Origin of the sequence: Pseudomonas sp. efr-133-TYG-23 (assembly GCF_030209215.1) — a bacterium.
In the GTDB taxonomy this organism is placed as follows: domain Bacteria; phylum Pseudomonadota; class Gammaproteobacteria; order Pseudomonadales; family Pseudomonadaceae; genus Aquipseudomonas; species Aquipseudomonas rhodesiae.
In genome coordinates, this window is sequence record NZ_JARVSL010000031.1 from 16,088 (window position 1) to 43,064 (window position 26,977).

Annotated in this window: 26 protein-coding genes and 1 tRNA gene; 12 read left to right on the forward strand and 15 right to left on the reverse strand. The window is 60.4% G+C overall.

The window, feature by feature from the left end:
* Nucleotides 1-28: 28 nt before the first annotated feature.
* Nucleotides 29-1,636, forward strand: coding sequence for an ArnT family glycosyltransferase (locus tag QRN41_RS20860; RefSeq protein WP_285422088.1), 1,608 nt, complete (start codon nt 29-31; stop codon nt 1,634-1,636).
* 165 nt (nt 1,637-1,801) lie between these two features.
* On the opposite strand, the gene QRN41_RS20865 is transcribed toward QRN41_RS20860, so the two are convergent.
* The 4 genes from QRN41_RS20865 to QRN41_RS20880 all read right to left on the reverse strand — a co-directional run bounded on the left by QRN41_RS20865 (nt 1,802) and on the right by QRN41_RS20880 (nt 5,533).
* Nucleotides 1,802-1,877 (reverse strand) — tRNA-Phe (locus tag QRN41_RS20865).
* A 103-nt stretch (nt 1,878-1,980) separates the two neighbouring features.
* Nucleotides 1,981-2,253, reverse strand: a complete 273-nt coding sequence (locus tag QRN41_RS20870; protein ID WP_034095430.1) for an oxidative damage protection protein — start codon at nt 2,251-2,253, stop codon at nt 1,981-1,983.
* On the reverse strand, nt 2,250-3,317 hold the full coding sequence (mutY, locus tag QRN41_RS20875) for an A/G-specific adenine glycosylase (RefSeq protein ID WP_285422089.1): 1,068 nt from the start codon (nt 3,315-3,317) through the stop codon (nt 2,250-2,252). Before mutY ends, QRN41_RS20870 begins: the two co-directional genes overlap by 4 nt.
* A complete protein-coding gene (locus QRN41_RS20880) occupies nt 3,314-5,533 on the reverse strand; it encodes an AsmA family protein (RefSeq protein WP_034111378.1) in 2,220 nt (739 codons plus the stop codon). Before QRN41_RS20880 ends, mutY begins: the two co-directional genes overlap by 4 nt.
* A 326-nt stretch (nt 5,534-5,859) precedes the next feature.
* On the opposite strand from QRN41_RS20880, the gene QRN41_RS20885 reads away from it, so the two are divergent.
* From QRN41_RS20885 to QRN41_RS20915, 7 genes are all read left to right on the forward strand, one after another.
* Complete coding sequence (locus tag QRN41_RS20885) at nt 5,860-7,521, forward strand: OFA family MFS transporter (RefSeq protein ID WP_285422090.1); 1,662 nt, start codon at nt 5,860-5,862, stop codon at nt 7,519-7,521.
* A 279-nt stretch (nt 7,522-7,800) separates the two neighbouring features.
* On the forward strand, nt 7,801-8,394 hold the full coding sequence (gene hisB, locus QRN41_RS20890; protein ID WP_034095434.1) for an imidazoleglycerol-phosphate dehydratase HisB: 594 nt from the start codon (nt 7,801-7,803) through the stop codon (nt 8,392-8,394).
* A complete protein-coding gene (gene hisH, locus QRN41_RS20895; protein ID WP_034095435.1) occupies nt 8,394-9,032 on the forward strand; it encodes an imidazole glycerol phosphate synthase subunit HisH in 639 nt (212 codons plus the stop codon). The genes hisB and hisH overlap by 1 nt, the downstream gene beginning before the upstream one ends.
* Complete coding sequence (locus QRN41_RS20900) at nt 9,033-9,293, forward strand: DUF2164 domain-containing protein (RefSeq protein ID WP_034136530.1); 261 nt, start codon at nt 9,033-9,035, stop codon at nt 9,291-9,293. It abuts the gene before it with no gap.
* 89 nt (nt 9,294-9,382) lie between these two features.
* Nucleotides 9,383-10,132, forward strand: coding sequence for a 1-(5-phosphoribosyl)-5-[(5-phosphoribosylamino)methylideneamino]imidazole-4-carboxamide isomerase (gene hisA / locus QRN41_RS20905; protein ID WP_034095437.1), 750 nt, complete (start codon nt 9,383-9,385; stop codon nt 10,130-10,132).
* A gap of 83 nt (nt 10,133-10,215) precedes the next feature.
* Nucleotides 10,216-10,986 (forward strand): imidazole glycerol phosphate synthase subunit HisF, encoded by a 771-nt coding sequence (hisF, locus tag QRN41_RS20910; protein WP_003171107.1) that lies wholly within the window; start codon nt 10,216-10,218, stop codon nt 10,984-10,986.
* Nucleotides 10,987-11,052: 66 nt separating this feature from the next.
* Nucleotides 11,053-11,808: a substrate-binding periplasmic protein gene (locus QRN41_RS20915; RefSeq protein ID WP_167416723.1), complete on the forward strand. Its 756-nt coding sequence runs from the start codon at nt 11,053-11,055 to the stop codon at nt 11,806-11,808.
* A gap of 72 nt (nt 11,809-11,880) precedes the next feature.
* Here the strand turns inward: QRN41_RS20915 and QRN41_RS20920 are convergent, their stop codons facing one another.
* The 5 genes from QRN41_RS20920 to gpmI all read right to left on the reverse strand — a co-directional run bounded on the left by QRN41_RS20920 (nt 11,881) and on the right by gpmI (nt 18,667).
* The gene (locus tag QRN41_RS20920; protein ID WP_285422091.1) at nt 11,881-13,461 is read right to left on the reverse strand and encodes a trypsin-like peptidase domain-containing protein; all 1,581 of its coding nucleotides are present in this window, start codon (nt 13,459-13,461) and stop codon (nt 11,881-11,883) included.
* A 65-nt stretch (nt 13,462-13,526) separates the two neighbouring features.
* Nucleotides 13,527-14,312 (reverse strand): divergent polysaccharide deacetylase family protein, encoded by a 786-nt coding sequence (locus tag QRN41_RS20925; RefSeq protein WP_034136534.1) that lies wholly within the window; start codon nt 14,310-14,312, stop codon nt 13,527-13,529.
* A gap of 1 nt (nt 14,313) precedes the next feature.
* The gene (locus QRN41_RS20930) at nt 14,314-15,630 is read right to left on the reverse strand and encodes a S41 family peptidase (RefSeq protein ID WP_034095441.1); all 1,317 of its coding nucleotides are present in this window, start codon (nt 15,628-15,630) and stop codon (nt 14,314-14,316) included.
* Between the two features lie 31 nt (nt 15,631-15,661).
* Nucleotides 15,662-16,957, reverse strand: coding sequence for a murein hydrolase activator EnvC family protein (locus tag QRN41_RS20935; RefSeq protein WP_034136535.1), 1,296 nt, complete (start codon nt 16,955-16,957; stop codon nt 15,662-15,664).
* A gap of 183 nt (nt 16,958-17,140) precedes the next feature.
* A complete protein-coding gene (gpmI, locus tag QRN41_RS20940; protein WP_285422092.1) occupies nt 17,141-18,667 on the reverse strand; it encodes a 2,3-bisphosphoglycerate-independent phosphoglycerate mutase in 1,527 nt (508 codons plus the stop codon).
* A 151-nt stretch (nt 18,668-18,818) separates the two neighbouring features.
* On the opposite strand from gpmI, the gene QRN41_RS20945 reads away from it, so the two are divergent.
* The 3 genes from QRN41_RS20945 to secB are packed head-to-tail and all read left to right on the forward strand — an operon-like array spanning nt 18,819 to nt 20,010.
* Nucleotides 18,819-19,232, forward strand: coding sequence for a rhodanese-like domain-containing protein (locus tag QRN41_RS20945; RefSeq protein WP_034095444.1), 414 nt, complete (start codon nt 18,819-18,821; stop codon nt 19,230-19,232).
* Between the two features lies 1 nt (nt 19,233).
* Nucleotides 19,234-19,488 (forward strand): glutaredoxin 3, encoded by a 255-nt coding sequence (grxC, locus tag QRN41_RS20950; RefSeq protein ID WP_094065191.1) that lies wholly within the window; start codon nt 19,234-19,236, stop codon nt 19,486-19,488.
* Between the two features lie 42 nt (nt 19,489-19,530).
* Nucleotides 19,531-20,010 (forward strand): protein-export chaperone SecB, encoded by a 480-nt coding sequence (secB, locus tag QRN41_RS20955; RefSeq protein ID WP_014716520.1) that lies wholly within the window; start codon nt 19,531-19,533, stop codon nt 20,008-20,010.
* A 126-nt stretch (nt 20,011-20,136) separates the two neighbouring features.
* Here the strand turns inward: secB and QRN41_RS20960 are convergent, their stop codons facing one another.
* Complete coding sequence (locus QRN41_RS20960; RefSeq protein ID WP_167416725.1) at nt 20,137-20,592, reverse strand: tRNA (cytidine(34)-2'-O)-methyltransferase; 456 nt, start codon at nt 20,590-20,592, stop codon at nt 20,137-20,139.
* Here QRN41_RS20960 and QRN41_RS20965 point away from each other — a divergent pair.
* Nucleotides 20,591-21,031: a hypothetical protein gene (locus QRN41_RS20965; protein WP_278406096.1), complete on the forward strand. Its 441-nt coding sequence runs from the start codon at nt 20,591-20,593 to the stop codon at nt 21,029-21,031. The two genes, QRN41_RS20960 and QRN41_RS20965, sit on opposite strands and share 2 nt — an antisense overlap.
* A 444-nt stretch (nt 21,032-21,475) precedes the next feature.
* Here QRN41_RS20965 and ntrC read toward each other — a convergent pair whose 3' ends face one another.
* From ntrC to glnA, 5 genes are all read right to left on the reverse strand, one after another.
* The gene (gene ntrC / locus QRN41_RS20970; protein WP_034095448.1) at nt 21,476-22,912 is read right to left on the reverse strand and encodes a nitrogen regulation protein NR(I); all 1,437 of its coding nucleotides are present in this window, start codon (nt 22,910-22,912) and stop codon (nt 21,476-21,478) included.
* Nucleotides 22,909-23,994, reverse strand: a complete 1,086-nt coding sequence (glnL, locus tag QRN41_RS20975) for a nitrogen regulation protein NR(II) (RefSeq protein ID WP_034095449.1) — start codon at nt 23,992-23,994, stop codon at nt 22,909-22,911. Before glnL ends, ntrC begins: the two co-directional genes overlap by 4 nt.
* Before the next feature lie 290 nt (nt 23,995-24,284).
* A complete protein-coding gene (locus QRN41_RS20980) occupies nt 24,285-24,710 on the reverse strand; it encodes a cupin domain-containing protein (protein ID WP_285422093.1) in 426 nt (141 codons plus the stop codon).
* A 94-nt stretch (nt 24,711-24,804) separates the two neighbouring features.
* Entirely contained in the window at nt 24,805-25,350 is a 546-nt protein-coding gene (locus QRN41_RS20985; RefSeq protein ID WP_285422094.1) for a chorismate mutase, read from the reverse strand.
* A gap of 206 nt (nt 25,351-25,556) precedes the next feature.
* Nucleotides 25,557-26,963 (reverse strand): type I glutamate--ammonia ligase, encoded by a 1,407-nt coding sequence (glnA, locus tag QRN41_RS20990; RefSeq protein ID WP_040265726.1) that lies wholly within the window; start codon nt 26,961-26,963, stop codon nt 25,557-25,559.
* Between the last annotated feature and the right edge of the window lie 14 nt (nt 26,964-26,977).

A 26,977-nucleotide genomic window follows, 5' to 3' on the forward strand; every position in this document is an offset into this window, starting at 1 on the left:
CGGCGCTTTCTACCTGACAGGTCAAACGATGGACCACCGCAACCGCTTTCGCCTGGAGTCCCTGGGCATTTTTCTGTTCGCCCTGATGCTGTTTACGCTGGGCATCTGGGACCAGCAGCCGCAGGGATTTGACGGGCGCTGGGCGCTGTTCCTGCAAGAAATGTATCGCCATGGAGCCAGTCTTTTTCCTACGACCTACGGCCAGCCCTACGCGGACTATCCCGGCACCGCGACCTTCTTCAGTTACCTGTTTGCCCGTCTGTTCGGCGCGCCCAATCACTTGGCCAACGTACTGCCCACGGCGCTGGCTTCTGCTGGGGTCGTGGCCTTGATCTATCGCTTGCTGGCTCCGTCAAGCCGCCAGTGGGCGCTGCTCAGCGTGCTGCTGACATTGCTCACCACTCAATTGCTCGAAAAGTCCCGTTCGGTATGTCTGGATCAGATGGTGGCGTTGCTGTGTGTAGGTAGTTTCTATCTGCTGCACACGGGAGAGCGCTTGGGTTCACGATTCAGGCAACTGGCGGTCTTCCCGCTATTCGTGCTGGGCTTTGCGATACGCGGGCCGCTGGGGTTGATCGAGGTCTGCGGTGTGGTATGCGTGTATTGGGCGTTGGGCAAGCCGGGTGAGCGGGTCAGGCAGGTGCTTGTCCATGGGGTCATCGGATTGATACTGCTGGCGATGTGCTGGTGGCTGCTGATGAAGCTCGCACGCTTGAGTGGGGGCGATGGGTTTGCCGCCGAGGTATTCAGAATGCAGGTGGGCGGGCGCCTGGATGAAAGCGGCGAGCCGTTCTATTTCTACTTCCAGTTGAGTTTGTACCGCTACTTCCCCGTGGTGCCCCTGGCGCTGGCAACGTTGTTTGCGTTGCGTCATCGCTGGTCTGCGCGCTGGGCGAATGATGATATGCAGCTCGTGGTGCGATTGGGCGCCTGCGGTTTGATGATCCTGCTCGGGTTGTCGGTGCCGCACTTCAAGCGGGCGTATTACATCCTGCCGATGGTACCGATGTTCGCCGCTGTCGCCGCCTTCGGGCTACTCCAGGCGCAAGGCTGGCTGATCGGCGTGCGCCGCTGCTATGAGGTGCTTGTCGCGGCGCTGCCGACCTTGTGTGTGGTTGTGGTGTTTGTGTGTCGACACGCATGGAAGAAGCACGGCTACTGGCCAGACGTCTCATTGCCGTTGCTGATCGGCGCGCTGCTGGTGCTGCAAGTGGCCGCGCTGATCAGTTGGCGTCGGCCGCTGCGCCTGGTGTGGCTCAGTCTGATTGCGTTGCTGGGGCAATGGTTACTGCTGGTGAGCGTGGTGGAGCCGGCTAAAGATCTGCAATTCGATACACGCCATTTTGTCGGCCAGGTCGAGGCGTTGCGTGCCGCGCGTCCGGGGCCGTTGGTGTTCGTCAATCTGGGGCGGGACACCTGGGCGGTGCGCTACATGATGAACCTGGATCACGATGAACAGCCGCTGTTCGTCGGTCGTGATCAAGTACAGCGCCTGGCCACGTTACCGCGTCCAGCCTGGGTGATCGTCGCGCGCAAGGAAACCGCGCTGTTGAAGCAAACACCGTTGGAGCATCTGGCTCCGGCGTTCAATGGGCGGTTGAATGACAATCCGCTGATGGTGTTTTTGCTGGAGTGAGGTGAGTTTTTTGTCTCGCGGGAAAGCCTCGAAGGAGTGGGGCTAATGGAACGGTTCGTTGCTTCGAACGGGCCTGGGGGCGTCAAATCCCAGGCAATAAAAACCCGCACTAGGCGGGTTTCTTATGTGTTTCAGATGATATTTGCACCACCTGAAACTAATGAGTGGTGCCCAGAGACGGAATCGAACCGCCGACACGGGGATTTTCAATCCCCTGCTCTACCGACTGAGCTATCTGGGCAACGGGGCGCATTAAACGGGTTTTTCAGGGGGTCGTCAAGCAAGTTTTCAAAAAATATTTAATTATTACCGTCGCTTACGTTCCGACCCCGGTTTTTGATCAGTTATTGAGCAGGTGGTACGTAGCCTTCGGCCTTGGCGTAATCCTCGCCGGAAAAGAACTTGTCCATTTCGCCTTGCAGGTATTTGCGGTCTTCGGCGTTCATCATGTTCAGGCGTTTTTCGTTGATCAGCAGGGTCTGGTGCTTCTGCCAATCGGCCCAGGCCTTGGCGGAGACGTTTTCGTAGATGTCCTGGCCCTTGGCGCCCGGATACGGAGGGCGTTCCAGGGCGGGCAATTGTTCTTTGTACTTGCGGCACATTACGGTGCGGGTCATGACGACTCTCCTGCGTTCAATACATCGGCCGCGCGTTTGAGCAGTTTTTTCACCGGGGCGGCGAGGCCCAGGCGCGGCGGGGTGGCGAGGTTATACCAGAGCCAGTCGGCCTCGGCCACGTGATGGGCGGATTCCTGCACTTGGACCAGCCAGGGTTCGATGGCCAGTTGGAAGTGGCTGAAGGTGTGGATCAGCCCCGGCAGTTCCTGTTGCGTGCCCAACTCAAGGGCATGCTGGTGGGCGAGGTGTTCCAGGTCTTGCAACTCGTCCAGTTCCGGCAGGCTCCACAGGCCGCCCCACAGGCCGGTGGACGGGCGACGGTAAAGCAGAATCGCGCCCTCGGCATTGGCCAGCATCGGCATCAACGTACGCTTCTGCGGAATGCTCTTGCGCGGTTTCGGGATCGGGTAGCGCGTCTCCAGGCCAAGCATGTGCGCCTCGCAGCTTTTTTCCAGCGGGCACAACAGGCAGCTGGGTTTGCTGCGGGTGCAGAGGGTGGCGCCCATGTCCATCATGGCCTGGGTGTAGGCGTTGACCCGGTCATGGGGCGTGAAGCGTTCGGCGGTGGCCCACAGTTGCTTGGCCACCTTGGGTTCGCCTGGGTAGCCCTCTTGCGCGGTAAACCGTGCCAGCACGCGCTTGACGTTGCCGTCGAGGATCGGTGCACGCAGGCCCATGCTCAGGCTGGCGATCGCGCCGGCGGTGGACAGGCCGATGCCGGGTAGCTCGGTGAGTTTTTCCACGTTACGCGGAAACTCGCCGCCGTACTCGGCGACCACGATTTTCGCGGTTTTTTGCAGGTTGCGTGCGCGGGTGTAGTAACCCAGGCCGGTCCACAGGTGCAGCACCTCGTCTTCCGGCGCGGCGGCCAGGGCTTCGACCGTCGGCAGGGACGTCATGAACCGGTCGAAGTAATTGAGCACGGTGCTCACTTGGGTCTGCTGCAACATGATCTCCGAGACCCACACCCGGTAGGGCGTGATGCCCTGTTGCCAGGGCAGGTCATGGCGACCGTGGCGGTCGTACCAATCCAGCACCGCCGTTGAAAACTGCTCGTCTCTCATCGTTTGAACAGGCCTTTGAGCGCGTCTTTGAGTTGCGGGTTGACCTTATCGAGTTTCTCTTCGAGCTTCTCGTTGAGACGGTTGCCGGCGGCCTTGATAGCGACCTGACCGAGGCCGTCCTTGTCCAGGCGACACGCCTTGGCGCCCAGCTCCAGCGGGCCACGGCAGCGCAGGGGTACTTCGATGCCCTGGAAGTTGGCACCCACCTCGCAGGCCGGGTCCGGCACTTCGCGCTGGTCGCCTTCGACAATGATGCCCACGCGGTAATCCATGCCCAGCACCCGCAGGTCAACATCGCCGTTGCCATTGACCGTCAGGCCCGGGATGCGCACTTTCAGGTCCGGATTGTTGGCCACGCCATTACGGAAGGTCAGGTTGCCTTTGAGTTCCTGGAAAGGCGTGTCCTTGCCGCGTTGTTCGCCGCTCAAGGTTTTGCGATTGAGCAAGGCGATGCCGGTGCACAGTTGCTGTTCAAGGTTGGCGTTGAGCAGCACACCGTTGTTGATCACAAAGCTGGCGGTACCGTTGAGGCTGTCGATCAGGGCTTTCTGGCTGTTGCCGCGACCGGTGAGGTTGCTGTCGAGCGTCACCTGGCCTTTGACCGGCGGCGTTTGCCCCTGGGCTTGCAGGATGCGTTCGACAGGCACTTGCTTGATGCGGCTTTGCAGCGCCAGTACCGGAATGTCCTGGCGTACATCCAGATTGCCGTTGGCCTGGAAGGAGCCGTTATAGAGCCCGCCACTCAAGGTTTCGAGCTTGAGCTGGCCATCGATGCCGGATGCTTTGAGCACTGCATTCTGGATCGGCAGCTTGCTCAGGGTCAGTTGGCCGAAGGCGAGGTCGGCATTGACGTCGAGGGTGCGCAGGCGCGTCAGCGGCAGCAGTTTGTCGGTGCTCCAGGCGCCTTTGGTCGGAGCCTCCGGCAGTGGTGTGGTGCCGCCGGCGGCCATCGCGCCGGCTTCGCTGTTCTGGACTTCGGCCTGGCGTGCGGCGCTGGCGCCTTTGGCGGATTCGGATTTGGCCGGCAGGTAATTGTCGGCGTTGAAGGTGTCGCCCTTGAGTTGGACACGCAGCGACTGCTTGGCGAAGTCGTCCACGGCGACGCGGCCGGTGAAGGTGCTGCCGTCGAGTTTCAGGTTCAGGTCTTCCAAGGCCAGGCTGGTGGGCGTGCCCTTGAGGCGGCTGACCAGTTCGACTTTGCTCAGGCTGCCTTCGGCCATCGGCGGCAGCGGGTTGCCCACGCTGTCGAGGAATTTTGCCAGGTCAAACTGAGCGATCGACAACGCGCCGCTGAGCTGTGGAGTCTTATCTAGGTCGTTGACTTTCAATTCGCCCAGCGCGCGCAGCTGGTTGGCCGACAGTTTCAAATTGGTCCATTCGGCGATGTTGGCCGCTTGATCCACCAGCAGTTGGCCTTGGGTGGAGAAGGTCACGGTCTTGCCTTGCAGCGGTTCGCCGGTGGCTTCGCCGCTGATACGCATGTCTTCGAACTGGTAGCGCTTGAGGGCGCGCTGGATGCGCAGGTTGCCCGTCAGTTCGGTCTTGAGGCGCATCACAGGCTGGTTGCTGCCGAAGAATGCGGTGAGCTTGACCGGGATGCTGGCGCCTTCATGAATGGCACCGGCGCTCAACTGGATGCTTTCGGCGCTGAATTGCTTGCCGGTCTGCTCGTCGTTGTATTCGACCCGGGCGTTGTTGATGGTCAGGCTGTCGATGTCCAGGCGGATGGGTTGGGCCGGTTTTTCCGGTTTGACCTCAGCAGGTGGCTGCGCTGGCGTGGGCGCACTGGCGGTAGCCTCGGCGGGGTCGGGGACGTTCTTGCCGATGTCTTCCCAGTTGCCGTGGCCCTGCTTGTCGCGGTTCAGGCGCAGGTTCAAGCCTTCGACGCGCACGTCGCTCATCTGTACTTCGCGGCGCAGCAGCGGCAGCACGCGCACCGACAGGCCAAGCATCTGCAGGTCGGCGAACGGTTGGGTCGGGTTGGTCAGGGTCGCCACGCTGGCTTCGTGCAGTTCCAGGCCAAGCCAGGGGAACAGGCTCCAGCCGATGTCGCCATTGAGCGTCAGCTCGATGTGGGCCTTGTCGCGGGCAATCTGGCGAATCTCTTCTTTGTAGTCGTTGGGATCGAAGAGGTGGGTCAGGGCAAAGCCGAGAGCCACAATGATCAGCAACAGCCCGAGAAGTACCAGACCCAGGATTTTGCCGAACGCTTTCATGGGCGAGTCCTTGTATGTCGATTTCAAAAATTAGCCGAAGAGTATAACGCCCGACGGCCTGCGTCAGTTCATCGATCGTTACATTGTATCCATGGCCGCAAGAACAGGTTTTTGACGTCAAACAAACCGAAATTCCTTAAAAAGGTGATGGCATTTTGGTTTTTCTCGCGCTTTTAGATGCTAATCTCTGCGCGTTCGTCTGCCTTCTGCGACGTATCGTCGCGCCAAAATGGAGTTTCACTCAATAAAACGGCCACGCTTTGCGTGCAAGGCCGATGGGGGAAGCGCGCCTGACGGACGCATACCAATAACTGGGGGAAACACTAATGAGCACTCGCACTGCGGCCGCTTCTACAGCCGCACAGCCCGCGTTCCTGTCCAAGGAGCGCATTATCGCCAAGCCCGGGTTCAACCGCTGGCTGGTTCCGCCGGCCGCCCTGGCCATTCACCTGTGCATCGGCATGGCCTACGGTTTCTCGGTGTTCTGGTTGCCGCTGTCCAAGGCGCTGGGTATCACCGCACCGGTTGCCTGCGCGCCGGACATGAGCTTCATCGCCCAAGTCTTCTCGTCCCAATGCGACTGGCCTATCTCGATGCTGGGCTGGATCTACACCCTGTTCTTTATCTTCCTGGGCTGCTCGGCAGCGATCTGGGGCGGCTGGCTTGAGCACGCCGGACCGCGCAAGGCTGGTGTGGTATCGGCGCTGTGCTGGTGCGGCGGCCTGCTGATCTCGGCGTTGGGGATTTATACCCACCAGATCTGGTTGATGTGGATCGGTTCCGGCGTCATCGGCGGTATCGGCCTGGGCCTGGGGTATATTTCGCCCGTCTCGACCTTGATCAAGTGGTTCCCGGACAAGCGCGGCATGGCCACCGGCATGGCGATCATGGGCTTCGGCGGTGGCGCGATGGTCGGTGCGCCGCTGGCTGCGGCACTGATGGGCCATTTCGCTTCGCCCACCAGCGTGGGCGTATGGCAGAGTTTCCTGGTGATGGCTGCGATCTATTTCGTGTTCATGATCGGTGGCGCGCTGTCCTACCGCGTTCCGCCGACCGGTTGGAAGCCTGAGGGCTGGACCGCGCCGGCGAAAAAAGCCAGCAACGCGATGATCACCCACCGTCACGTACACGTGAACGTGGCGTGGAAAACCCCGCAATTCCGTTTGGTGTGGCTGGTGCTGTGCCTGAACGTTTCGGCGGGTATCGGCATCCTCGGCATGGCATCGCCGCTGCTGCAGGAAGTGTTCGGCGGCAAGCTGCTGGGCGTGGATGCGCCCTTCGGTCAGCTAGATGCCGGGCAACTGGCTTCCATCGCGGCCATCGCTGCGGGCTTCACTGGTCTGTTGAGCCTGTTCAACATTGGTGGCCGGTTCTTCTGGGCGTCGTTTTCCGACTACCTGGGCCGTAAAAACACCTACTTCGTGTTCTTCGCTCTGGGTTTCGCCCTGTACGCGCTGATCCCGAACCTGGGGCATCTGGGCAACGTATCGCTGTTCGTGGCGGCGTTCTGCATCATCCTATCGATGTACGGCGGTGGTTTTGCCACCGTGCCGGCATACCTCGCCGACTTGTTCGGCACCCAAATGGTCGGCGCGATCCACGGTCGTCTGCTGACCGCCTGGGCGGCGGCCGGTGTGCTCGGCCCGGTGCTGGTGAACTACCTGCGTGAATATCAACTGAGCATCGGCGTCGAGCGCGCCGCGGCCTATGACATCACCTTGTACATTCTCGCCGGCCTGCTGGTACTGGGCTTTATCTGCAACCTGCTGGTGCGCCCTGTGGCCGACAAGTACTTCATGACCGACGCCGAACTGGCCGCCGAACAGGCGCTGGGCCATGACAAAGGTGCTGATGCCAGTACTGTGCTGGAGTGGAAAGCGTCTGCCGGTAGCAAGCCATTGGCTATCGCTGCGTGGCTGGTGGTAGGTATTCCGCTGGCGTGGGGTGTGTGGGTGACCCTGCAGAAGACCGCAGTACTGTTCCACTGACACCTTTATGAGGGAGCTCGGTTCCTGTGGGAGCCGGGCTCGCCCGCGATGGCATCGCTGCGGTCAGTTGAATGACCCCAGAGTAGTTGCATTGCGGGCAGCCAGATCCCACATTCTCATCAGAAGACATCCCTTCAGCGCCCCATTCTGGGGCGCCCGCTTGTCTGCACATGTCTAACACAGACACTCCATCAGTCTTATCCCCTTCGATGTTTCTGTTTAGCGCCCGCGCCCCTATAATGGCTGCCTTTTTCGCCCAATGATTTTGCGGAGCTGGTGATGGCCGAACGTATGGCGTCCGTCGAGCGCGACACTCTGGAAACCCAGATCAAAGCCTCGATCAACCTGGATGGCACCGGAAAGGCCCGATTTGATATCGGTGTACCTTTTCTTGAGCACATGCTGGACCAGATCGCCCGTCACGGGCTGATCGACCTGGATATCGTCTGCAAGGGCGACCTGCACATCGACGACCACCACACCGTGGAAGACGTCGGCATCACCCTCGGCCAGGCGTTTGCCAAGGCCATCGGCGATAAGAAAGGTATCCGTCGCTACGGCCATGCCTATGTGCCGCTGGACGAAGCGCTGTCGCGCGTGGTCATCGACTTCTCCGGCCGCCCGGGCCTGCAGATGCACGTGCCCTACACCCGCGCCACCGTAGGTGGCTTCGACGTCGACCTGTTCCAGGAATTCTTCCAGGGTTTCGTCAACCACGCCCTGGTCAGCCTGCACATCGACAACCTGCGCGGCACCAACACCCACCACCAGATCGAAACCGTGTTCAAGGCCTTCGGCCGCGCCCTGCGCATGGCCGTGGAGCTGGACGAGCGCATGGCTGGGCAAATGCCATCGACCAAGGGCGTTCTGTAATGCAGACGGTCGCGGTTATCGATTACGGCATGGGTAACCTGCACTCGGTGGCCAAGGCCCTCGAACATGTAGGGGCCGGCAAGGTGCTGATCACCAGCGATGCCAAAGTTATTCGCGAGGCCGACCGGGTGGTGTTCCCCGGCGTCGGTGCGATTCGCGATTGCATGGCCGAGATCCGCCGCCTGGGCTTTGACAGCCTGGTGCGCGAAGTCAGCCAGGACCGGCCGTTCCTCGGCATCTGTGTGGGCATGCAAGCCTTGCTCGAACGCAGCGAAGAGAACGACGGCGTCGACTGCATCGGTCTGTTTCCTGGCCAGGTGAAGTTCTTCGGCAAAGACCTGCACGAAGACGGTGCCCATCTCAAGGTCCCGCACATGGGCTGGAACCAAGTCAGCCAGACCGTGGACCATCCGCTGTGGCACGACATCCCCGACATGGCGCGCTTTTACTTCGTGCATAGCTACTACATTGCCGCCGGTAACCCGCGTCAGGTAGTGGGTGGCGGGCACTACGGCGTCGACTTCGCCGCGGCGCTGGCCGAAGGCTCGCGTTTTGCCGTGCAGTTCCACCCGGAGAAAAGCCATACCCATGGCCTGCAATTGCTGCAGAACTTCGCCGCCTGGGATGGACGCTGGTAAATGGCCAGGAAGCCGAAGCCGCCGATCTTGACCCTCACTCCCGAGCAGGAGAGTGAGGCTACCGTCAAGATCAAGCGCTTCATGGAGGATCGCTTCGAGCTCAAGTTGGGCTCGTTCGAGGTCGCCGAGATCCTTGAGTTGTTCACTAACGAAGTGGCACCGCACTATTACAACAGGGCGATTTTCGATACGCAGACGCTCCTTAAAGAAAGGTTCGAAAGCATCGAAAGCGACCTGTGGTCGCTTGAAAAGAGCAGCTGAAAGCTTCAAGCCCAGGCTGCAAGAATTGATACGCGTGCTTGCTTGCAGCTTATAGCTTGCAGCTTGCAGCTCTTTGACGAAGGAAAAGCATGCTAATTATCCCCGCTATCGATCTCAAGGACGGCGCCTGCGTACGTCTGCGTCAAGGCCGTATGGAAGACTCCACCGTGTTCTCCGATGACCCGGTCAGCATGGCTGCCAAATGGGTGGAAGGGGGCTGCCGTCGTCTGCATCTGGTGGACCTGAATGGCGCCTTCGAGGGCCAGCCGGTCAATGGTGAAGTGGTTACCGCGATCGCCAAGCGCTACCCGAACCTGCCGATCCAGATCGGCGGCGGCATCCGCTCCCTGGAAACCATCGAGCATTACGTCAAAGCTGGCGTGAGCTACGTGATCATCGGCACCAAGGCCGTGAAAGACCCGGCCTTCGTTGCCGAAGCCTGCCGCGCGTTTCCCGGCAAAGTGATCGTGGGCCTGGATGCGAAGGACGGTTTCGTCGCCACCGACGGCTGGGCGGAAATCAGCACCGTGCAGGTGATCGACCTGGCCAAGCAGTTTGAAGCCGACGGCGTGTCCGCCATCGTCTACACCGACATCGCCAAAGACGGCATGATGCAGGGCTGCAATGTGCCGTTCACCGCCGCATTGGCTGCGGCCACGCGCATCCCGGTGATCGCTTCGGGCGGCATTCACAACCTGGGCGATATCAAGTCGCTGCTGGACGCCAAGGCCCCCGGCATCATCGGCGCGATCACCGGCCGTGCGATCTATGAGGGCACGCTGGACGTGGCTGAAGCTCAGGCTTTTTGTGATAGCTACGCGGCCAGCTCCAAGTCGTAAGCTGCAAGCTGCAAGTAAAAGCAGATCTGCTTCTACTTGCAGCTTATAGCTCAAAGCTTGCAACTCTTATCGGAGATAAGCCCATGGCTTTAGCCAAGCGCATCATCCCTTGCCTGGACGTCGACAACGGTCGCGTGGTCAAGGGCGTCAAGTTCGAGAACATCCGTGACGCCGGCGACCCGGTGGAAATCGCCCGTCGCTACGATGAGCAAGGTGCCGACGAGATTACTTTTCTCGATATCACCGCCAGCGTCGACGGCCGCGATACTACCCTGCATACCGTCGAACGCATGGCCAGCCAGGTGTTTATCCCGCTCACCGTGGGCGGCGGCGTGCGCACCGTGCAAGACATCCGCAACCTGCTCAATGCCGGCGCGGACAAGGTGTCGATCAACACCGCGGCGGTGTTCAACCCGGAATTCGTCGGCGAAGCCGCGCAGCACTTCGGCTCGCAATGCATCGTGGTGGCCATCGACGCCAAGAAGGTCTCCGGCCCCGGCGAAACCCCGCGCTGGGAGATCTTCACCCACGGCGGCCGCAAGCCCACCGGGCTCGACGCGGTGGAGTGGGCGATGAAAATGGAAGGCCTGGGCGCCGGTGAAATCCTGTTGACCAGCATGGATCAGGACGGCATGAAAAACGGCTTCGACCTGGGCGTGACCCGTGCCATCAGTGACGCGCTGGGCATTCCGGTGATCGCCTCCGGCGGTGTCGGCAACCTGCAACACCTGGCCGATGGCGTCATCGAAGGCCACGCCAGCGCGGTGCTGGCGGCGAGTATTTTCCACTTCGGCGAATACACTGTCCCTGAGGCCAAAGCCTACATGGCGGCACGCGGTATCGTCGTCCGCTAAACGTTGCTGGACACCATGGCAGGCGCGCGGCACTCTCTGCGCTTGCCATGGATTTCGGTAACCTTCATGTTCAAACACCTGCTGCTCACCCTCGCCAGTACTTGCGCCCTGTTGGTCGGTCCGGCCTACGCCGAAGAGGCGCCTGGCACCTCTCTGGTGCTGCTCACGGAAAATTTCCCGCCTTACAACATGGCGAAAAACGGCAAGAACTTCGCCAAGGACGAGAACATCGAAGGTATCGCCGTGGACATCGTGCGCGAGACCTTCAAGCGCGCGGGCATTTCCTACAACCTCACCCTGCGTTTTCCTTGGGAGCGGATCTATAAACTCGCCCTGGAAAATCCTGGTTACGGTGTGTTCGTGATGGCGCGTCTGCCGGACCGCGAAGCGCTGTTCAAATGGGTCGGCCCCATCGGCCCGGATGATTGGGTGCTACTGGCAAAGGCAGACAGCAAGATTCAGCTCGATGAACTGGGGCAGGCTCGGCGCTACAAGATCGGTGCCTACAAAGGCGATGCCATTGCCGAGACCCTGGAGAAGCAAGGTCTCAACCCCGTAGTGGTGCTACGGGATCAAGACAATGCGCAAAAACTGCTGGAGGGCCAGATCGACCTGTGGGCCACCGGTGATCCGGCCGGGCGCTACCTGGCGCGTCAGGTGGGGGTGACAGGGCTCAAGACAGTGCTGCGTTTCAACAGTGCTCAGCTGTACCTGGCCTTGAATAAAAACGTGCCCGATGACGTCGTCGCCAAGCTGCAAGCTGCACTGGATCAGTTGCGCAAAGACGGCGTGGTCAGCGAGATCATGGGGCGTTACCTCTAGCTACACCTGCCTGCGGTGTTGGCCTTTGTTGTTCCACTTGGAGATTGCCTTACCCGTTTTGTGGTTGGGTGATTAGCGCGGCTTGAGCAGGTCCACGCGCAGGGTCGACGGCTGATCCGCCTGGTCAAACGCATAGGTGCAGATCTTGTACGGCGTGCTCCAGGCATTGATGAGCTGAGCGTACTTTTCCTGAGAACCATCGGAAGCGTCATTGGGGGCGTAGAACAGATCGATGATGTCATCGTCTTCAGCCGGAACGGGTTCAGGGATGTTGTGGTAATCAACAGGCCGCAGACAATCGGTGGTGGCGGCCGGACCATATTTGTAGGTGTAGCGACTCATAAAGGGAGGGGCCAGGTTCCAGATAACCGTGTAGGCCGCCGAACCTTGTTTATCCAAGCTAATTGTCAGGTTGGGTGTGCGTGCCGGTCCAGGTTCGGCTAGTTCTACCGCCAGGGTCAGGGCGTTTCTCATCATGCCATGGGTGGTCCGCTGATCGGCGGAACTCACACCGACGATACACAACATGTGCATGCCGGTTTGCGGTCCGATGGGATCCTTCACAAAGGCGTCTACCGCGCTGATGGGCGCGCTGTAGGACACCGGATTTTCGCAATCAATCGCGCGGCGAGTGGTTTTGTATCGATAGAACGGTGTGTTGACGGTGAACGCCAGGTTCCACCGCGGCACGATGTTCTGCTGTCGGCTGCCGGTTCTTTTCAGGAAGTATTGCTGGATAGGCTCAGGGTTCCTGAACGTAATGGACGTGGTCGGGTATAGCTCGCAGTGTTCGTCGTCGGCCTTGAGCATGCCATCGACGAAACACGCACTCAGAAAGGTCACCGGGCTGCCGTAGTTGGTATCCGGGTGCCAGAGGGGCATGCCATTCTGGATTTCACAGGGGGCGTCGCGTTGGCATTTGCGCTCCTCGGGCTGGCCGGCGGTGCTGGTGCTGAGGACGCCGAACAGGGTATTGGTGGCGCGGTCGAGCAAGGGCCCGCCGAAACCGCCGAGGCCGATGTTCTTGCATTGGTTCTTCATGGTGACGCGCCATACGAACGGTTGCTCCACCAATTCCTGTGAGACCTGTTGACTGCAAGCGGATAGATGCAAGGTGTCCCATTCCGGCGCAGCCAAGGCGAGAATGTCATCCCCCGTAGCCGGGACTTGGCTGGCCAGCTTCAGCGGGGTGATGCCGGCTTTAATTAAATCGGCCAGTGACGCCTGCAACTCAATGATCGCCAAGTCCACACCTTGGCTGCTGCCCCATTTCAAGGTTTTGAGGGGGAAGGTCTTGATGGTTTCGAGGGTGTCGTCAAAGTAATTGAAGCTGATACTGCCCTTGATCGGCAGATCCCGCTGCACGGCGCCGTTGAGGCGATGCAGGCAGTGGCTGCTGGTCAGCACATAGGCCGGCCCGGATATGCCTTCGGCGCTGCGAGTGTCCAGTAGGCTGGCGGTGCAGAGGGTTTGGTTTTCGTTTCTGATGCGACCCACGCCGCTCCAATGATCGTGCTGATGCTGTGCATTGCTCAGCAAGCGGGCTGAGTGGTGGTTGACCAAGCCTTCGCCGAAATCCTTGGGTGCGGCATACAGCAAGCCGCTGAGGCTACCGAGCAGCAGCCCCGAAATAACCACGCTGATGGTGTTCATGAAATGCCCTTGAAGAGTGAACGGAGGGTTCACTATTCAGGACCGGGAAGCGCGACGAGCTGTAGTTATCTAGGGGCCGGCCGGTAAGTGCCGTCTCGACCGTGGCCTGCCATCGCACGGTTGCTACGCACGCTGATCATCGACTTGATATCGATCCACTCGACGCCCTGAGCCTTGAGCTTGGGCAGCTCACGTTCCAGCACCGCCAGGGTCTGTGGATAAGGGTGGCCGATCATCACCGCTGAGCCCTGTTTGTGGGCGAGCTTGATCGCGGTTTGCAACTGCGTGGTGATGGCCGCTTCGGTGCGTTCGTCGTCGAGAAACACATCCCGCGAGACACTGGCCAGGCCGATTTTCTGTGCTTCGGCGGCGGCCACGGTTTGTGCGCTGGTGCGACTGTCGACGAAGAACTTGTGGCGCCGTTGCAATTCACCCATCAACCAGGCCATGGCCTGCGGTTGGGCGGTCATGCGGCTGCCCATGTGGTTATTGATGCCAGCGGTAAACGGCACAGCGTCGAACGCAGCCTCCAAGCGTTTGCCGAGTTCTTCGATCGGTAGCTCCGGGTGCCAGGCGAACGGGCCCGTGGCCGGGTCCATGGGCATGTGCAGGATCACGATCTTGCCGGCCTTGTGCGCTTCGCGGGCAAATTCGGCGGCGTGGGGCGTGTCGGGCATGATCGCGGTGGTTACCGGGCCGGGTAGGGCCAGCACGCGACGATCCCTGGGCAGGTTTTGCCCGAGGTCGTCGATGATGAGGGTCAGGTAGGCTTTGTGTGTCTCGCTGGCAGGCGTCGCATGGGCGACGCCTGCCAGGCTGCACAGCACGGCGATGATCAGGGCAAAACGCATATCAACGGCTGCGCGTGATGCTCAAGCCCTTGAGCAGGCTCAGCGCCTGGGCCAGTTGGTAATCATCGTCCTGGGGCATCGGCTTGGCTTTGGCGCCGCTGCCGGTCGGCTGATCGGCGCCGCCGTTGCCATTGCCCAGGTGACCTTGCAGGTCGGCCTCTTTGTAGTACTCGCTGTCGATCTCGTTGGTGATCTTGGCTTTGCGCACTTCGATGTCCGGCACGATGCCCTGGGCCTGGATCGAACGGCCGTTCGGCGTGTAGTACAGCGCGGTGGTGATCTTCAGGGCGCGCTCATTGTTCAGCGGCAGCACGGTCTGTACCGAGCCTTTGCCGAAGCTGGTGGTGCCCATCAGCACGCCGCGCTTCTGGTCTTGCAGAGCGCCGGCGACGATCTCCGAGGCCGAGGCACTGCCGCCGTTGATCAGTACGGCCAATGGCACGTTCTCGCTGAGGTCGTTACCGGTGGCCGAGAAGCGCAGCTCGGAGTTGGCGATACGGCCCTTGGTGTACACGATCAACCCTTTGGTGATGAAGTGGTCCACCACTTCCACCGCCGACTGCAAGACGCCGCCTGGGTTATTGCGCAGGTCGAGCACAATGCCGTTGAGTTTCTTGCCATTGTCCTTGCGCAGCTTGGCCAGGGCCTTGGCTACTTCGTCGCCGGTCTTGACCTGGAACTGGGTGATGCGGATGTAGCCGTAGCCCGACTCCAGCAACTGGCTCTTCACGCTCTTGACCGTGATGGTCGCGCGGGTCAGCGTCACGTCGAACGGGTTACCGCCGTCGCGCACCAGGGTCAGGGTGATTTTCTGGCCGATCTTGCCGCGCATCTTGTCGACGGCTTCGGTCATGCTCTGGCCGCGGGTCGGCTGACCGTTGATCTTGACGATAAAGTCGCCAGCCTGGATGCCGGCCTTGGAAGCAGGGGTGTCGTCGATCGGCGAGACCACTTTGATATTGCCGTCTTCGGAGCCGACCTCGATGCCCAGGCCACCGAATTCACCGCTGGTGCTCTCCTGCAGCTCGGCGAAATCTTCCGGGCCCAGGTAGGCGGAATGTGGGTCGAGGTTGCTGAGCATGCCCTTGATGGCATTTTCCAGCAGGGTCTTGTCGTCCACGGGTTCGACATAGGCTGCCTTGATCCGGTCCATGACCTCGGCGAACGTGCGCAGCTCATCCAGCGGCAACGGCGCCTTGGTGGTCGCGGCGGTGGCGGCGGGTGCAGCCGGAGCGGCCTGGTCGGCCAAAGCCAGAGGCGCGCCGATCACCAGAGCGATCGTCAGGGCCAGCGAAGTGAGGCGGGACAAATGCAGCATGTCGAACGAACTCCTAATGTAGATGCGACCCTTATCCTTGGGTTCTGCACCATTGTGCGGGATCGCTCGGGCGACCCTGCTGACGAATAGCGAAGTACAGCGCCGGGGTGTCCTGGCCGCCACTGTTACCGACAGTGGAGATGGACTCACCGGCTTTTACAACATCACCTGCCGACTTGAGTAATGTCTGATTGTGGCCGTAAAGGCTCAAATAGCCATTGCCGTGGTCGAGAATCACCAACAAACCGGCGCCGCGCAACCAATCGGCAAACACCACGCGCCCGCCGTGTACGGCGTGGACCGGGCTGCCGGCGGCGGCGCTGATCATCACCCCGTCCCATTTGGCGCGGGTGTCATCGCCACGGGTTTCCCCAAAGCGTGCCAATAGTCGACCATCAACTGGCCATGGAAGTTTGCCGCGCGCCGAAGCAAAGGGGCCGCCGAAGGACTCGCCGGCGCTGGAAACCAGTGGCCCCGGCGCTGTATGTGCCGGTTTGCGCGGTGCCGGAGCGTCGGTGGTGGCCGCCAGTTCAGCTTCGCGCTGACGCTTTTTTTCCGCTTCCTGCTGGGCGATCAGCGCTTTTTGCCGCGCTTCTTCGGCCTCGCGCGCCTGGCGGGCCAGGGTCTCTTCGATGGTCTTTAGTACTTTGGCCAGGTCGGCCTGGTCCTGCTCGCGGGCCTGCAACTTGGCATCGCGGGCTTTTACGTCGTCGTTGAGCTTGGCCAGCGCCAGTTGGCGTTCCTTGCGAACCTTGTCCAGTTCGTCGCGCTGGGCATTGAGGCTGCTTTTCTGGTCCTCCAGCTGAGACTGCTGGTTGGCGATTTCCTGCTCCACGTTCACCAACTGGCGCAGGGTCTCGTTGAAGCTCTTCAATTGCTCCAGACGGGCCTTGCTCAGGTAATCGTAATAGGTAAGGGTGCGCGCGAATTTTTCCGGGTTTTGCTGGTTGAGCAGCAGCTTGAGGTACTCCTGGCGGCCGCTCTGGTAAGCGGCGCGGGCCTGGATCGCGATCAGGCGTTGCTGTTCAACGCGTGCGCTCTGGAGTTTTTTTTTCTCAGCGTCGAGTCGCTCCAGTTCCGACTCGCTCTTCTTTAGTTCTTTTTGCAACTCCTGGACTTGCTTCTCCAGCTTGCCCATTTCGGTTTCTGTACCGCGCAGGTCCTTTTGCACTCCGGATTTTTCTTCCTGGAGTTTGCCAAGCAGCTTCTTCAGCTCGGCAATGTCCTGACGCGTAGCGTCCAACTGTTGTTGGGTTTGTGCGCGCTCGTCGGCAAACGCCGGTTGGAGCAGGCAGACAAGAGCAAGGGTAATCAAGGCGCGGAGCATAGAGGCGGGCGACACCAGGGGAAAGGGACGGCCTAGTATGCCCGCCAAGCGCTGCAAAAAAAACGCCCAATTCGGGCAAGCGGACAAGATAGGCGCCGAGTGGCGGTGGTATGGCAAAAAGATATCTTCCAAACATTAAAAGCCAGTGTGGGAGGGGCAAGCCCTCTCACACTGTTGTTTGGATCAGACCAGGATTGAGGTGCCAGTCATCTCTTTGGGCTTCTCCAGCCCCATCAGCATCAGCATGGTCGGTGCCACATCCGCCAGCACGCCGCCTTTACGCACTTTGAAATCGCGCTTGCCGACGTAGATGAACGGCACGGGCTCGGTGGTGTGGGCGGTGTGAGCCTGGCCGGTGGATTCGTCGGACATCTGCTCGCAGTTGCCGTGGTCCGCCGTGATCAGCGCTTCGCCGCCGACTTTTTCCAGGGCGTCGACGATGCGGCCGACGCAGGTATCCAGGCATTCCACCGCCTTGGTTGCGGCTTCCAGGTTGCCGCTATGGCCGACCATGTCCCCGTTGGCGTAGTTGACCACGATCACGTCGTAACGCTGGTGGTCGATGGCGTCGACGATTTTGTCGGTGACTTCCGGTGCGCTCATTTCCGGCTGCAGGTCGTAGGTGGCGACTTTCGGCGATGGAATCAGGATGCGCTCTTCGCCTGGGAACGGTTCTTCACGACCGCCGGAGAAGAAGAAGGTCACGTGAGCGTATTTCTCGGTTTCAGCGATACGCAGTTGGGTCTTGCCGTTTTTCGCCAGGTAGTCGCCCAGCACGTTGTCCAGGCTGCCCGGCGCGAAAGCTGCGGGGGCGGGAATGCTGGCGGCGTATTGGGTCAGGCCGACGTATTGCACTTTCGGCTGGCGGGCCCGTTCGAATTCCTTGAAGTCGTCTTCAACGAATACGCGGCTCAGCTCGCGGGCACGGTCGGCACGGAAGTTCATGAACACCACGGCATCGCCGTCTTCGACTTTGACCGGATCGCCGATGGTGGTGGCCTTGACGAACTCATCGCTCTCGCCGCGGGCGTAGGCGGCTTCGAGACCTTCCTGGGCAGTGGCGGCGTTGAACTCGGCCTGGCCGTCGACGATCAGGTTGTAGGCTTGGGAGACGCGGTCCCAGCGATTGTCGCGGTCCATGGCGAAATAACGGCCGATCAGGCTGGCGATGCGGCCCTTGCCCAGAGCGGTGAAGGTGGCATCCAGCAGTTCGATGGACGATTGCGCGCTTTTAGGCGGTGTGTCGCGACCGTCGAGGAAGGCGTGCAGGTAAATCTTTTCGGCGCCGCGCTTGAAGGCCAGTTCGGCCATGGCCACCAAATGGTCCTGATGGCTGTGCACGCCGCCGTCGGACAGCAGGCCCATGAAGTGCACGGCCTTGCCGGCCGCGACTGCTTCATCCACCGCCGCGCAGATGGTCGGGTTCTCGAAGAACTCGCCATCGCGGATCGCTTTGGTCACGCGAGTGAAGTCCTGATAGACCACTCGTCCGGCGCCGAGATTCATGTGGCCGACTTCCGAGTTGCCCATCTGGCCGTCCGGCAGGCCCACGTCCATGCCCGAACCGGAGATCAGGCCGTTGGGTACGGTGGCCGTGAGGCGGTCGAGGACGGGCTTGTTAGCCGCGTATACGGCGTTGTCGTGGTGGCTTTCACTGTGTCCGAAGCCATCGAGAATTATCAGGACCAAAGGTTTAGGCGTGGTAGTCATAGATCCTCTCGCGGCGTTAATAAAGGAAGGCAATTGAAAAGGGAGTGGCAGTTTAAAGCGAAGTTCCGAGCACGTCACCGCTTTACGGGGGTTGGCCCCCCCTGGCGGCTGTGTATACTTACCGCCATTTTAACGCCCTGGAACCTCCTTGATGGTTGATCACCTGATTGCATTTGCCACTGCCCATTATCTGCTCGTGGGTGCCTTTGTCATTCTGCTGGCGCTGCTGATCGCTCATGAAATGAGCCGTGGTGGCCGCAGCCTGAGCACGTCGGAACTGACCGCACTGGTCAACAAGGATGAGGCCGTTGTGGTGGATATCCGCCCGGCCAAGGATTTCGCCACCGGCCATATCGTCGGCGCATTGAACATCCCCCAGGACAAGCTGATCGCCCGCCTGGCCGAGCTGGAAAAGCACAAGGCCAAGACCATCATCCTGGTCGACGCCCAGGGCCAGCACGCCGGTACCCATGCCCGCGAGATGCTCAAGAGCGGCTTCACCGCCGCCAAGCTCTCCGGTGGCATCAGCAGCTGGCGCGCCGATAACCTGCCGCTGGTGAAGTGATATGAGCCAGGTCGTCGTATATTCCAGCGATTGGTGCCCGTACTGCATGCGGGCCAAGGCCCTGCTTGAGAAGAAGGGCGTTGCGTTCGAAGAGATCAAGGTCGACGGCAAGCCCCAGGTGCGTGCCGAAATGGCCCAGAAAGCGGGGCGTACGTCCGTGCCGCAGATCTGGATCGGCACCCGGCACGTCGGTGGTTGCGATGACCTGTTTGCTTTGGAGCGCGCCGGTAAACTCGATGCGCTGCTGTCCGCCTGACTCCCAAACCCTTAAAGACCCCAAGATAGAGAAGGATCTGCGATGACTGATCAACAGAACACTGAAGCAGCAGAAGCCCAAGGCCCGCAATTCTCGCTGCAACGGATCTATGTGCGTGACCTGTCCTTCGAAGCGCCGAAAAGCCCGGCCATCTTCCGTCAGGAGTGGACCCCAAGCGTTGCCCTGGACCTGAACACCCGTCAGAAAGCCCTGGAAGGCGATTTCCACGAAGTGGTGCTGACCCTGTCGGTCACCGTCAAGAACGGCGAAGAAGTGGCCTTTATCGCTGAAGTGCAACAGGCCGGTATCTTCCTGATACAGGGCCTGGACGAAGCTTCCATGAGCCACACGTTGGGTGCGTTCTGCCCGAACATCCTGTTCCCGTACGCTCGCGAGACCCTGGACAGCCTGGTGACCCGTGGTTCGTTCCCCGCATTGATGCTGGCGCCGGTGAACTTCGATGCCCTGTACGCGCAAGAGCTGCAGCGTATGCAGCAGGAAGGCGCGCCGACGGTTCAGTAATCTGCAACCGACGCAGCACCCAATGTGGGAGGGGGCTTGCCCCCGATTGCGGTGGATCAGTCACACATAAGTTGACTGACACTTCGCCATCGGGGGGCAAGCCCCCTCTCACATTTGTTTTGTGTATTACTTGAAACCGAGTTGGCGCCAGCCTTCATAGACCGCCACGGCGACGGTATTGGACAGGTTCAGGCTGCGGCAGCCCTCGCGCATCGGCAGGCGCAGGCGATGGCCGTCGGGCAGGGCGTCGAGCACATCGGCGGGCAAGCCACGGCTTTCCGGGCCGAACAGAAACGCGTCGCCTTCGGCAAAACGGGCATCATGAAATGGTCGCGAGCCTTTGGTGGTAAACGCGAACAGCCGTGGATGGCCGAGGCTTTCCAGGCAACTGGCCAAATCGGCATGGCGCTTGAGGGTGGCGTACTCGTGGTAGTCCAGTCCCGCGCGGCGCAGACGCTTGTCGTCCATGTCAAAGCCCAGGGGCTCGATCAAATGCAGGTGGCAGCCACTGTTGGCGCACAGCCTGATAACGTTGCCGGTATTCGGCGGAATTTCTGGTTGAAAAAGGATGACGTGAAACATGCACGGCTCCGAAGGCAAAGATGCGCTGCATTCTACCCCCGAAGAGGATCCAAGGCCGAAGCTATTGCCGAGGGTTATGGGGTCATTGGCGATTGTCGGCTTGATGGTGGGCCTGATGATCGGCCGCCTGACCATTCCCGACCCGGTTGAGTTGCAGCAGGTCGAAACGGCGCCGGACGGTGTGGTGGTGTGGTTCAACAGTGAACCCCAACTGCACGGCGAACACATCGACGGCACCGTGGCGCTGTTGTTCGACGCCCAGGGCAAGGCTGCCACTGGGCAGCTCAAGGTCAACGATAAGGACGTGAATTGGCGCATTCGCAAGACCGATGGTGGCTTGCTGCTGAACCTGGTGGCGGCGCGGCCGTTGCGCGGAGAGTGGAAAGGCGCTGAGGTCGACGGCCGCTGGCGGCTGGAGATCCATCTCCAAGGGCAATAAAAGAGGGAGTTCCCGGCCTGCCTGTACCAGGGCTCCCAAAACGGGGTGAAGCCGTGAAAGCTTCGGTGTTAAAGAGGGGATTCTCGGCCTGCCTGTACCAAGGTCCCCGAAACTGGGTAGTGCCAGGGTTATTGCAGGGCGCGTGCCAGAGTTTGCAATTTTCGCCAAAAAATCATGCCGAAAAGCGCAAAGCCCCGGAATTCGGGGCTTTGGCGGTTTAAACTCAGCAGCGTTGCTTAGCGGTGGTGGTGTTCAGGCGCTCGTATCGGTGCCCGATGCCGGTTCATGGTGCATTGAATCGGTGCACGACCGTGAAGCTCTGTGACGGTCAAAATGTGAGAGGGGGCTTGCCCCCGATGGCGGTGTATCAGGCACAGAGGTTGTGACTGATCTACTGCTATCGGGGGCAAGCCCCCTGCACATTAGACCTCGGTAGATTGGAGATCAGGCGTCGTCGCCCTCGTCATCGTCACCGCCATCCACCTTCATGCCCAGTTCCTTGATCTTGCGCGTCAAGGTATTGCGCCCCCAACCCAGCAATACAGCGGCATCGCGGCGGCGACCGGCGGTGTGCTTGAGGGCGGTTTCGATCATGATCCGCTCGAAGGCCGGTACGGCGCTGTCCAGCAGGTTCGACTGGCCGCGTGCCAGGGCCTGGTCGGCCCACTGGCGCAAGGCCTGTTCCCAGTTGGTCACCGGCGCGGAGTCCTGCGGCAGGCTCAGCAGCTCCGGGGGCAAGTCGCTGATGTGCACTTCGCGCCCGGACGCCATCACCGTGATCCAACGGCAGGTGTTCTCCAATTGGCGCACGTTGCCGGGCCACGGCAGGTTCTTCAGGTATTCCTCGGTTTCGCTCTTGAGCAGCTTCGGCTCGACGGCCAGCTCCTGGGCGGCACGGCTGAGGAAGTGGCGGGCGAGGGTCGGGATGTCTTCGCGACGATCCGACATGCGTGGGATATGGATGCGGATCACATTGAGGCGGTGGAACAAGTCCTCACGGAATTTGCCCGCGTGCACAAGGGTTTCCAGGTTCTGGTGGGTGGCGGCGATGATTCGCACATCGACCTTCACCGGGGTATGCCCGCCGACGCGGTAAAACTCGCCATCGGCCAGCACGCGCAGTAAGCGGGTCTGGGTGTCGGCGGGCATGTCGCCGATCTCGTCGAGGAACAGGGTGCCGCCGTCGGCCTGTTCGAAGCGACCGCGACGCAGGTTGGCCGCGCCGGTGAAGGCGCCTTTTTCGTGGCCGAACAGTTCCGACTCCATCAAATCCTTGGGGATTGCCGCCATGTTCAAGGCGATAAACGGCGAGGCCGCCCGTGGGCTGTGACGATGCAGGGCGTGAGCCACCAGCTCTTTACCGGTACCCGATTCGCCGTTGATCAACACGGTGATGTTGGAATGACTCAAGCGCCCGATAGCGCGAAACACTTCTTGCATCGCCGGCGCTTCGCCGATGATTTCCGGGGTGCGCGTCAGTGTCGGCGGCGCTTCCTGGTTCTGCTGTTCCTGGGCGTGCTGGTTGGCGCGCTTGACCAGCGCCACGGCCTCGTCCACATCGAAAGGCTTGGGCAGGTATTCAAACGCGCCGCCCTGATAAGACGCCACGGCGCTGTCCAGGTCGGAGTGGGCGGTCATGATGATCACCGGCAGGCGCGGGTGCTGCTCGCGAATCCGCGCCAACAGGTCGAGGCCGCTGGCGCCGGGCATGCGGATGTCGGAGATGATCACATCGGGTTGCTGGCGCGCCAGGCGGCTCATCACGCCGTCGGCGCTGTCAAAGCTCTGGGTGGTCATGCCTTCCTGTTGCAAGGCTTTCTCCAGGACCCAGCGGATAGAACGGTCGTCATCGACGATCCACACAGTTTCACTACGGCTCATGTCGATGGGGCTCCTTGTTCCAGTGGCAGAAAGATCGAGAACGTGGTGTGGCCGGGATGGCTCTCACATTCGATCAGGCCCTGGTGCTGGCTGATGATGTTCTGGGTGATGGACAGGCCCAGCCCGGTACCGTCCGGGCGGCCGCTGACCATGGGAAAGAAAATGGTTTCCTGCAGTTCCGCAGGAATGCCCGGGCCGTTGTCGATGATTTCGACTTTAGTCACCAGGCGATGGCGCACGTGGCCAATAGTGAACTGACGCAGGGCGCGGGTACGCAGGCAGATGCGGCCCAGGCGCAGTTCGTTCTGACTGCTGATGGCCTGCATGGCGTTGCGCACAATATTGAGCACTGCCTGGATCATCTGCTCGCGGTCGATCAACACGTCGGGGATGCTTGGGTCGTAGTCGCGCACCAAGGTGATGCAGCCCTGGCTTTCGGCTTCGACCAGTTGGCAGACGCGCTCCAGCACTTCGTGCACGTTGGTCAGCGCCAGCGACGGCAACTTGTTGGAGCCGAGCATGCGATCCACCAGATTACGCAGGCGGTCGGCTTCTTCGATGATGACGTTGGTGTAGTCCTTGAGGTTCTCGTCCGGCAGCTCGCGGGCCAGTAACTGCGCCGCGCCACGGATTCCGCCGAGTGGGTTCTTGATCTCGTGGGCCAGGCCGCGCACCAGCATCTTGCTGGTCTCCTGCTTGGACAGCTGCGCTTCCTCTTTGGTAATGCGCAGCAGGCGATCGCGGGGGTGTACTTCAAGCAGCAGCAGGGTGGCGCCGTTGCTCAGGATCGGGGTTACGGCGTAGTCGACGGTGAGGGTCTGGCCGGTAAGGGCGGTGAGCATCGCTTCGCGCTTGGTGAAGGGATGCGCCTGTTCAACTGCCTGGCGCAACGAACTCAAGGCCTCGGCCGACTCGGTGAACAATTCGCTGATGAACTGCCCATGGCTGCGCTGGCCGCTGATGGCCAGGAGCATTTCCGCCGCCGGGTTCATGTACTCAAGACGTAGATCGTCATTGAGCAGGATGGTCGCGGTGGTCAGGTTGTCGAGTAGCAAACGGTGCAGTGCATCGCTGATGGTCATCAGGACCTCTTTTGGAGCAAGGCGCGGGCTTGAGGCACACGCTGATACCAAGAGAATGCAAAAACCAAACCAAGGCTCCGAAAAGAAGCGCGCAGGCCCTGAAATAAGGGTTTTTGGCGCGAAACTGTGGCGTTCTGCCAGCTTTATCGTGAAGTTTCGAACCAAAATGGGTTGGCGGGTTGGGTAGGGTGCAACTTGCCGCACCAATATAGTGCGAAATGGTTGTGTTTGTTCAGCAAGTGCGAAGGCAGGATCGTTTGGGGCAAACGATCCTGCGTTGCGTAAGGCGGTCAGTGGGTTTGCGAAAGCGGTATACCGGGGCTACCGGCATAGAACACCAGCAGTTCGACCGGCGTGTCGCCCGTACTGCCGCGATGCTCGATGCCCACCATTTCGGCCAGCGTATCGCCTTGGCGCAATGTGCGGGTGGCACCGCTCTCACGGGCTTCGACCAGCAGTTCGCCGGAAAGGATATACGCCGTATTGGGAATGGGATGGGAGTGCCACGGCAATTGGGTATTGGCAGGGATGTTGAGACGTATCAGGGTCAACTGTGGAGCGCCCGAAGGGTAAGCCGTGTAAGGCGTGCCGTCCCATGACTCGCTGCTTTGCAGCAGTAACTCGGTTTTGATGGGGGCCGTATTCGGTTGTGGGGTGGTGCAGCCGAGCGCGGACAAGCACGCGGCTGCAGCGATCAAGCCGTGGAGGGAGTTCATGGGGCCATCCTGTGTGGTCAATGACCCGTCAGGCTAGGGTGAGCCCCCAATCGGAAGATGCCGGAAAGTGCCTAGCATGAGGTAGTCCACGTATTTATTTGCTGGCGTGTGCCTGGAGGCATAGCTCGCCAGTGGCGCGGGCTCTTGCTATCTGCATCAAGGGCTCGTGCAGCGGCTCGTGAATCGCCCTGGCCACCCATTGAGGGCATTGCGGGTTGTTGCGCTGTGGGGCGAAGTCGGCTAATTGCTGCAAGAGGCGTTTTTGCAACTGATCCAACTGCGGGCGGATTTTACCCACCAAGTCCGGGCGTGGCAGATCCGGGGCCTTGCCCATGAACTGCCAGTCGGACAAGCGCGTGTATTGCACGAGTTTGTTGGCCTCGATCTGCGCGGCGAAAAACTGCTCGGCAACAGCGGGGTCGAGTTTGTAGTTGGGCGCCTGGGCGGCGACGCTGGCGAGCACTTCCTGTTCGCGCTGTTTATCTTCTACCGGCTTTTTGCTGTCCCATTTACTCAGCGCGACCTGGTCGGCGATGGCTAGGCGTTCGGTGATGCTGTTGAGTAAAGGTTCCAGGCTGGGCGGCGCAGCGCTGGCGCTGGCGCTGGCCAATAACAAAGCGAACACAAGTCGACGTTTCAAGGCTGTTCTCCTTGTGGGAGGGGCTACACCCGATGGCAGAGTGTCAGCCAGCACCTGTATCAGCTGATCCACCGCTATCGGGAGCAAGCTCCCTCCCACCTTTTTGATTGGGTTTGCTGATACGGAGCTATGTAATGTCCGGGCAAAAAAAAAGACCTCCCGAAGGAGGCCTTTTTCATCGCGCTACGTCAAGCAGCGCAACCGGATCAGCAGCTGTAGTACAGCTCGTATTCCAGTGGGTGTACGAAGGTGCGTACTTTGATTTCTTCTTCGCTTTTCAGGGCGATGTAGGCATCGATAAAGTCGTCGCTGAACACGCCGCCTTTGGTCAGGAACGCACGGCCCTTGTCCAGCTCTTCCAGGGCTTCTTTCAGGCTGCCGCACACTTGTGGGATCTCTTTGGCCTCTTCAGGCGGCAGGTCGTACAAGTTTTTGTCGGCGGCGTCGCCAGGGTGGATCTTGTTCTGGATGCCGTCCAGGCCAGCCATCAGCAGGGCGGCAAAGCCCAGGTATGGGTTGGCTGCCGGATCCGGGAAGCGAGCTTCGATACGGCGAGCGCGAGGGCTGGACACGTAAGGAATACGGATCGAAGCCGAACGGTTGCGAGCCGAGTAGGCCAGCATTACCGGTGCTTCGAAACCTGGGACCAGACGCTTGTAGGAGTTGGTCGAAGGGTTGGTGAAGCCGTTCAGGGCCTTACCGTGCTTGATGATGCCGCCGATGAAGTACAGGGCGGTGTCGGACAGGCCGGCATAACCTTCGCCAGCGAAGGTGTTCTTGCCTTCTTTGGCGATGGACAGGTGAACGTGCATACCCGAACCGTTATCGCCGTACAGAGGCTTAGGCATGAAGGTTGCGGTACGGCCGTAAGCTACGGCAGTGTTGTGCACGCAGTATTTCAGGGTCTGAACTTCGTCAGCCTTGGCTACCAGGGTGTTGAACTTCACACCGATTTCGTTCTGGCCGGCAGTGGCCACTTCGTGGTGGTGCACTTCGATGACCAGGCCCATGTCTTCCATGGCGTTGCACATGGAGGTACGGATTTCGTGGTCGTGGTCGAATGGCGGAACTGGGAAGTAGCCACCTTTGATACCTGGACGGTGGCCATGGTTGCCGCCTTCCACGTCCTGGTCGGACATCCACGAACCTTGTTCGGAGTAGATTTTGAACATGGAGCCGGAGATGTCGGATTTGAACTTCACTTCGTCGAAGATGAAGAACTCTGGCTCCGGGCCTACGAATACGGTGTCACCGATACCGGTGGACTTGAGGTATTCCTCGGCACGCTTGGCGATCGCACGTGGGTCGCGGTCGTAGCCTTGCATGGTCGAAGGCTCGATTACGTCGCACACCAGGATCAGGGTCGGTTCTTCGGTGAATGGGTCCAGCACGGCAGTGCTGTCGTCCGGCATCAGGATCATGTCGGAGGCTTCGATGCCTTTCCAGCCAGCAATGGAGGAACCGTCGAACATTTTGCCTTCTTCGAAGAAAGCTTCATCCAGCGCGTCGCGAGCCGGCATGGTCACGTGGTGCTGAGTGCCTTTGGTGTCCGTGAAGCGCAGATCAATCCATTTAACGTCATGATCTTTGATGAGTTGAACCGACTTCGACATAGTGTCCTCCGGGT